The organism is Streptomyces sp. NPDC051051, from assembly GCF_040682975.1.
Taxonomy (GTDB): Bacteria; Actinomycetota; Actinomycetes; order Streptomycetales; family Streptomycetaceae; genus Streptomyces.
The window spans coordinates 22,611-28,953 of the sequence record NZ_JBFBCB010000070.1 but is presented as its reverse complement, the minus strand read 5'-3'; the positions used below and the strand labels follow the sequence as shown (position 1 = coordinate 28,953).

The window sequence follows — 6,343 nt, the reverse complement described above, 5'->3', positions numbered from 1 at the left end:
CGCTGGTCGTACGGCACCATGCAGGCCATCTGGAAGCACCGCCGCGCCCTGCTGGAACGGGGCCCCTCGGGCCGCTTCGGCCGGGTCGGTCTGCCGTTCGTCTCGCTCTTCATGGTCGTCGCCCCGCTGCTGGCGCCGCTCATCGACGTCTTCCTCCTCTACGGGGTGGTCTTCGGGCCCACGCAGAAGACCATCGTGGCCTGGCTGGGCGTGCTCGCCGTCCAGGCGGTGTGCGCGGCCTACGCCTTCCGGCTCGACCGCGAACGCATGACCCACCTGATCTCGCTGCCCCTCCAGCAGATCCTCTACCGCCAGCTGATGTACGTCGTCCTGCTCCAGTCCTGGATCACCGCCCTCACCGGCGGCCGGCTGCGCTGGCAGAAGCTGCGCCGCACCGGTGTCGTCGAGGCGCCGGGCGGCCCGGTGCCGCGGCAGCACACCGGTGACACCAAAGATCGGAGGCCTGTCGCATGAGCCGGGGTCACTCGACCGGGACGGACGCGGGTGCCGAGCGGACGCCGGCGTTCGGCGTCCCCCGGCAGCGGATCGCGAGCGCCTTCCCGGAACCGTCCGCGGCACCCGTGGCCGAGGCCACGACCGCCGCGAAGAAGCCGGGCCGTGACCGCTACCTCGACCTGCTGCGCACGATCGCCCTGGTCCGTGTGGTCGTCTACCACCTGTTCGGCTGGGCCTGGCTGACCGTGCTGTTCCCGTCCATGGGCGTCATGTTCGCCCTGGCGGGCTCGTTGATGGCGCGTTCGCTGAAGCGTCCCGCGCTGGGCGTGATCCGGGGCCGGGTCCGGCGGCTCCTGCCCCCGCTGTGGGTGTTCGGCGCGGCCGTGCTGACCCTGCTGTTCGCCGGGGGCTGGAACCCGCTGGAGGACCCCGACCACGGGGGGGTCCTGGGCGTCGTCGAACTGCTCAACTACGTCGTTCCGCTCGGTGCGCCGCCGTTCCCCTGGAGCATCGGTTCCCGGTCCGGCGTGCTGGAGAACACCTGGGCGGTGCAGGCGGCCGGTGTGCTGTGGTACCTGCGGGCCTACCTGTGGTTCGTGCTCGCCTCGCCGCTGCTGCTCCGGGCGTTCCGCAGGGCTCCCTGGGTCACGCTGCTCGCGCCGCTGGCGCTGACGGCGGCGGTGGGCACGGGGGTCGTGTCCATACCCGGCGAGACCGGCAACGCGGTCGGCGACTTCGCGGTCTACGGCAGTTGCTGGATGCTGGGCTTCGCCCACCAGGACGGGCTGCTCGCGCGGATCCCGCGCTATGTCGCGGTCTCCTGCTCCGCACTCGTCATGGCCTTCGGCCTGTGGTGGGCCTCGGGGCACCTGGGACCGGACGGCTGGGACCTCAACGACATCCCGCTGGCCCAGGCGACCTGGTCCCTCGGGTTCGTGGTGATCCTGCTCCAGTACTCGCCCTCGTGGCAGGAACTCCCGCGCGGGCTGGCCCGCTGGGACCGGCTGATCACCCTGTCCAACAACCGCGCCGTCACGATCTACCTGTGGCACAACATGCTGATCATGGCCACCGTCCCGGTCATCGACACGCTGTACGGACTGCCCTTCATGGAGAGCGACGGTGCCACGGGCTTCCTCGACTCCACGTACATGCTGTGGATGTTCGTCCTGGTCTGGCCCCTCATCGGGGCGATGATCCTGGCGACCGGCTGGATCGAGGACATCGCGGCGAAGCGGAAGCCGCGCCTGTGGCCCGACGGGCGCAGGAGCACGGCGCGCCGGGCGCGCTAAGGTCTTTCGTCTGGATCAGGCCGGATCAGGGAGCGGGGTCTGGTGCCGTGCGTCGCAAGGCGGAGGAGGCGGCCTGCCGCCGCCCGCGGCGGAACCCGGCACGCGGGACCTGGTCGTGGTGCGACACCACGTCGGTGACGAGAACGACGCCCCCGCGGGCACGGCCCGCGCCCCGGCCGCCGCCGGCGGCGGCCGCTTCCCCGGCGCCGCCCGGTCGGGCTGGACGGCGGACCGGCGGACCGCCGGGGTCACTCGACGAGGCGGTGTGCCAGGCCGGTCAGTTCCGCCAGGCGCAGCACCCGTCCGTCGAATCCGGGCAGCGGGACGTGCAGCGGCTCGGTCCAGCGCGCCGGGATCGCGTCCGGCCCGTAACAGGCGCCCGCGAGGCCCCCGGTGACGGCGGCGACGGTGTCCGTGTCACCGCCGAGGTCGATCGCCGCGCGCATCGCGTCCTCGAAGCCGGTCGTGCTGCGCAGTGCCCACACCGCCGACCCGAGACAGGGCCAGACCGCGCCGTTGAACTCGGTGGCCCGGTCGGGATGCCAGTCGGGGGCGAGGACCGCGGCATAGCGTGCGCGGTGGTCCGGGGCGACGAGGGTCAGCACGTCGGGCAGCGCGCCGACGGGGTCGGCGCCGGTGAGCGCGACACGGACCAGTTCGTGGAAGATCGCCGTGCCCTCCCAGGCGGCGCGGTCGCCGTGGGTGAGCGCGGCGATGCGCCGGGCGGCGTCCATGGTGGCGGCGCGGCCGGCCCTCGCGAAGCGGACCGCGGACGTCGACGCCCTCATCAGCGAACCGTTGCCGGCCGCCCGGAGGTTGACCTGGAAGTGGGCCGCGACGGCCAGGTCCCAGGGCATGCCGTTGGTCAGCACGTCCTCGGTCTGGAGGCCGATGTCCTTGGGGCCGGCCGCCGCCCACCGCCGGAAGCGGCCGGAACATGTCGGGGAGGTCCAGTTCGCCGCGCTCCAGCAGGGACTCGCCGACGAGGACGGCCGTCTGCGTGTCGTCCGTGGCCTCACCCGGCTCCCAGCCGCCCCCACCGCACATCTCGCCGCCGCACCCGGCGGTGGGGAAGCGGGCGGAGAACACCCCCGGCGGACCGAACTCGAAGGGGGCTCCCAGCGCGTCCCCCACCGCCGACCCCACGACTGCGCCGACGGCACGCTCTCTTGGCTTCACCCGCGCAGACCACCCACGGTCGCGAAGTGCCGTACGCCCCCGGCTCGGTGGCCGCCGCGGGCAGAGGCCCGTGTACGGAAGCCCGCGCGGGCGGATACAGGCGCGCGCGGAAGACCGCGCGGGCGGTGCCCGACCGGCGGAGGTTTCCGCGCCGACGACGGCCGGCGGAAGCCCGCGCCGGAGGAGGCGGTCCGGCGGCGGACCTCACGGCCGCCGCCGGACGCCCCGTCAGCCGAGTCCCAGGACGCTCATGGCCTGTTCGGCCATGCGTCGCTCGCCCAGGGCGTTGGGGTGGACGGGAACGACGCTGTTGCCGAAGAGGAGGGGCTCGATCCACCGCGTGCCCACGGGCTTGCACGCGTCGTGGCCGTCGGACGCCTGGCTGAAGTCGACGTAGGTGGCCCCGTTCTCCTCGGCGGCGCGCCGGACGACGGCGTTGAGGTGGGCCTGGATGCCGCGCAGGTAGGGCACGTCGCCGGTGGCGATCGGCAGTTTCGCGAAGCAGGACGGGTCCGCGGTGGCGGGCGTGATCCAGGGGTAACCCAGCACGGCCACCCGGGCGCCGGGGGCCTTGGCGCGGACGCTGCCGAGGGCTGCCCTGAGGGCGGGATAGGTGCTCGCGTCGATCTGGTCGTCGAAGCTCGTGCCGTTGGCGTCCTTGCAGGGGCTGCCCCGGCCGCCGCTGAGGACGCCCGCGGCGGCGCACGCCGTCACGGCGTTGATGAAGGTTCCGTTGTCGTTGCCGCCGATGGTCAGCGTGACCAGGTCGGTTCCCGCGTCGAGGGCGTTCACCTGGGGGCCGACGCCCGGGTACTGGGACTGGGTGAAGTCCTTGGTCTGGGCGGCGCCGCAGGTCACGTCCGTGAGGCGGGCGCCCGTCCGGGAGGCGATGACGTGGGGGTAGTTGGCCGTGGAGCGCAGGCACAGCGGGCTCGAGAGGTCCACCGGGAGGACTCCCGAACCGGCGCTGTAACTGTCGCCGAGGGCGGCGTAGTCGAGGGGGGTGGCGGCCTGTGCGGGGGCCCCGGTGAGACTGAGGGCCAGCGCACCGACCGCCGCGAGTGACGCGATCATGACATGACGGGGGGCGGGTTTCGGCATGTGCTCTCGATTCTCGGGAGTGCGGACGCGACGAAAGCGGGCGCGGCGATGCCCACGGACGTACGGAACGCGAGGAATGCGGCGGCTCGAGCGGAGGAGGGGTGCCGACGGTTCACACATGCGCAAAGACGCACACCGACGACCGTGCAGTGCGGGTCGCATGGTTACTTGGTGGTTCTACCCATAGGTAATGTGCAGGCGCCCGGCAGTCGAGTCAACATAGTTGACCGAAGTTCTTGAACCCGGCACCACACCGGACCACGTGCGGAAGGGCTCACCGGCCACCGCTCCCGGCGCGTTGCGCTTTCACGCCGTGGAAGCCGGCGACGGCCCGCGCGCCCGGTCCGCACCGCCTATCCTGACGCGATGCTGCAGACGGGATCCGCCGCGACGACACGCGAGGCCATCCACTCCGCCGCCACCCGGCTGTTCCAGCAGCGAGGTTTCGCCCGGACCACCGTCCGCCAGATCGCCGCGGCGGCCGAGACCGACCCCGCGCTGGTGATCCGTCACTTCAAGAGCAAGGAACTGCTGTTCCTGGAGACGATGCACCTGACGATCGACGACGAACCCTTACTGGACGTCCCTCTGGAGCAGTTGGGGGAACGGCTCGTCGAACTCCTCGTCGGTCTCGACGGATCGGCCAGGGGCATCTTCCTGGCCCTGGTGCGGGGCAGCAACGAGCCGCAGATCCAGGAGCGGCTGCGGACCACGCACGAACAGGTCCTCGTCCGACCGCTGCGCGGCCGGCTCTCCGGACCCGACTCCGACGTCCGCGCGCGCCTCGCGGCCGCCCTGGCGGCGGGGCTCCTGCACACCCTGTGGGTCGCCAGGGACGAAGCCCTGCTGCGCACCGACCGGGCGGAACTGATCTCGCGTTACGGCGCGCTGCTGCAGGCGGTCCTCACTCCGGCGGATTCCTGACCCGCGCATTCCCGACCGGCGGATTCCTGCACGCCGCGTTCCGGCCGTCCGCTCACGGGCACGTCGTGCCGGGCGGGAACAGGTCCCCGCGTTACCGTCGGCCGCATGGACGGTGATCGCCGGAAATGGCTGGAGTGTCTGCTCGGCGGTGCCGTGTTCGCCGTCTGCATGGCCGGCACGACGCTCCCCACTCCCCTCTACGGGCTCTACCAGGAGAAGTTCGGCTTCTCCGAGGTGACGGTCACCGTCGTGTACGCGGTGTACGCCTTCGCGGTGATCGGCGTCCTGCTGCTGGCGGGCAACGCCTCCGACACCGTGGGCAGACGGGTCGTGCTGTTCGCCGGCCTCGGCTGCGCGGCGGCGAGCGCCGTCTGCTTCCTCGGCGCCGAGTCGCTCGCCTGGCTGTACGCGGGGCGGCTGCTGTCGGGGCTGTCCGCCGGCCTGTTCACCGGAGCCGCCACGGCGTACGTCATGGATCTCGCCCCGCGCGGCGGCGGCCCGCGGGCCACGTTCGTGGCGACGGCCGCCAACATGGGCGGCCTGGGCTGCGGTCCCCTCCTCGCCGGCGTGCTCGCGCAGTACGCCCCCTGGCCGCTGTACCTGCCGTTCGCCGTCCACCTGGCCCTGGTGGCCGGCTCGGCCGCCGTCCTGCTGTGGCTTCCGGAAACCGTCCGGGAGCGGCGGCCGCCGAGCACCGTACGGCCGCGGCGTCCCGCCCTGCCCGCCGAGGTGCGGGCCGTTTTCGGGCCGGCCGCGATCGCCTCCTTCGTCGGGTTCGCACTGTTCGGGGTGTTCACGTCGGTCAGCCCCGCGTTCCTCGCCCGGTCCCTGGACGTGGACAACCATGCCGTGAGCGGGCTGATCGTGGCCCTGGCCTTCTTCGCCTCGACCGCCGGACAGTCGGTCGTCGGCCGGGCCGGGGTCCGGCGCTCGCTGCCGCTGGGCTGCGCCGCGCTCCTCGCCGGACTGGTGCTCCTGGCGGGCGCGCTGTGGTGGGAGGCACTCGCCCTGGTGGCGCTCAGCGCGGTCGTCGGCGGGACCGGGCAGGGACTGGCGTTCCGCGGCGCGCTGTCCGCGGTCGCCGCGGCCTCCCCCGCCGACCGGCGCGCGGCGGTGATCTCGACGCTGTTCGTGGTGGCCTACGCCGGCATCTCCGTGCCGGTGATCGGCGTGGGCCTACTGTCCGACCCGCTCGGCCTGGAGGGCGCGGGCCTGGTCTTCATCGCCTGCATGGCGGCCCTCGTCTCGACGGCGGCGGCCTATCTGCTCCGCCGGCCACTGCCGGCGAACGCGTGAACGCCCCCGGCGGCCGCGGCCCCTGTCCGACGGGCACGCCCTCGGCCTGCCGCGGACCGCGGCGGACACGTCCTCGCGGTCACCCCCGCACCAGG

At 73.2% G+C, this 6,343-nt stretch carries 4 protein-coding genes and 3 pseudogenes; 5 read left to right on the top strand and 2 right to left on the bottom strand.

The genetic code is table 11. From position 1 onward, the window contains the following. From AB0N31_RS33315 to AB0N31_RS33305, 3 genes and pseudogenes are all read left to right on the top strand, one after another. Positions 1-474, top strand: a pseudogene (locus AB0N31_RS33315) (bi-functional transferase/deacetylase); the annotation flags it as partial. Continuing rightward, positions 471-1,748, top strand: a complete 1,278-nt coding sequence (locus AB0N31_RS33310; protein ID WP_366062239.1) for an acyltransferase — start codon at positions 471-473, stop codon at positions 1,746-1,748. The pseudogene AB0N31_RS33315 and the gene AB0N31_RS33310, both read left to right, overlap by 4 nt. 67 nt (positions 1,749-1,815) lie before the next feature. Further along, positions 1,816-1,935: pseudogene (locus AB0N31_RS33305) on the top strand (endonuclease/exonuclease/phosphatase family protein); the annotation flags it as partial. A gap of 61 nt (positions 1,936-1,996) precedes the next feature. Here AB0N31_RS33305 and AB0N31_RS33300 read toward each other — a convergent pair. Then, positions 1,997-2,927: pseudogene (locus tag AB0N31_RS33300) on the bottom strand (ADP-ribosylglycohydrolase family protein). A gap of 228 nt (positions 2,928-3,155) precedes the next feature. Further along, positions 3,156-4,028 (bottom strand): SGNH/GDSL hydrolase family protein, encoded by an 873-nt coding sequence (locus tag AB0N31_RS33295; RefSeq protein ID WP_366062238.1) that lies wholly within the window; start codon positions 4,026-4,028, stop codon positions 3,156-3,158. Between the two features lie 366 nt (positions 4,029-4,394). Between AB0N31_RS33295 and AB0N31_RS33290 the strand changes: the two genes are divergently transcribed. Continuing rightward, positions 4,395-4,952 (top strand): TetR family transcriptional regulator, encoded by a 558-nt coding sequence (locus AB0N31_RS33290; protein WP_366062237.1) that lies wholly within the window; start codon positions 4,395-4,397, stop codon positions 4,950-4,952. 105 nt (positions 4,953-5,057) lie between these two features. Beyond that, on the top strand, positions 5,058-6,248 hold the full coding sequence (locus tag AB0N31_RS33285) for an MFS transporter (RefSeq protein WP_366062236.1): 1,191 nt from the start codon (positions 5,058-5,060) through the stop codon (positions 6,246-6,248). The last annotated feature ends 95 nt before the right edge of the window (positions 6,249-6,343 follow it).